The organism is Streptomyces sp. NPDC127092, assembly GCF_042722475.1.
In the GTDB taxonomy this organism is placed as follows: Bacteria; Actinomycetota; Actinomycetes; order Streptomycetales; family Streptomycetaceae; genus Streptomyces.
Map to the genome: position 1 here is coordinate 1 of NZ_JBHXFE010000438.1, position 1,007 is coordinate 1,007.

At 75.6% G+C, this 1,007-nt stretch carries 1 protein-coding gene and 1 pseudogene; both read right to left on the reverse strand.

Annotated features, from left to right (window positions below):
- Window positions 1-284: pseudogene (locus tag ACFWJO_RS41105) on the reverse strand (hypothetical protein); the annotation flags it as partial.
- A 32-nt stretch (window positions 285-316) separates the two neighbouring features.
- Window positions 317-1,007 (reverse strand): NAD(P)-dependent oxidoreductase (locus ACFWJO_RS41110; RefSeq protein WP_386873538.1); only part of this gene is annotated, 691 nt, incomplete at its 5' end.

Sequence of the window (1,007 nt, forward strand, 5' to 3'; positions counted from 1 at the left end):
ACGGCCTCCCCGTCCACGCCGGCCTCCTGCGGGGGTGCGAAGCGGAGCTTGCCGGTGTTGCGGAGGAAGACGACGCGCCCGGTCACCGACACGGTCTCGCCCGAGGCCCAGTCGGGCTCGTGGCCGTCGAACCGCTCACGCACCTCGGCCAGCGCGTGGGTGCGCGGCACCTGCACGGGGTAGGCCTCGCGGCCCGAGGCGAGCAGCTGCTCACGCTTGGCGGCGCGGACGGCCTGCTGATCGTGGTGGTCGACGGCGGCGGAGGCGGAGTTCTCGGTGGTCACGGTCCCCGAGTCTACCGACGGCGCCCCGCCGGTCAGCCGCGCACCTCGGGGTTGACGAGGGCCGGGACCTCCGCGCCCGTGGCCATGGCGATCGCGTTGCGCGCGGCCAGCTCGGCCATCGCGGCGCGGGTGTCCCGGGTGGCGGAGCCCAGGTGCGGCAGGAGCATCACGTTCTCCAGCTCGGCCAGGCCCGGGGCGAGGGCGGGCTCGTCCTCGTAGACGTCCAGACCCGCGCCGAAGAGCCGCCCCTCGCGCAGGGCGGCGACGAGGGCCGCCTCGTCCACCACGGGCCCGCGGGCCGTGTTGACGAGGACGGCGTCGTCCTTCATCTCCGCGATCACGTCCGCATCCACGAGGTGGTGGGTCTCGTCCGTCAGGGGCACGTGGAGGGACAGGACGTCCGCGACCTCGACGAGCTCCTCCCAGCGGACCTGACGGACGCGGCCGGCGAGGTCGCCGAGCTCCGCGGCCGCGACCTCCCGGTGCGCGGGCGGCCGCGGCGCGAACACGACGTCCATGCCGAAGACGAGCGCACGCTCGGCCACCGCCTTGCCGATCCGCCCGAAACCGGCCAGGCCCAGGGTCGCGCCGCGCACGTCCCGGCCCACGAGCAGGTCCGGCGCCCAGCCGTGGAAGCGCCCCTCGCGCACCATCCGCTCGCCCTCGTGGACGCGGCGGGTCACCCCGAGGATCAGGAGCATCGCGATGTCCGCGGTGGCGTCC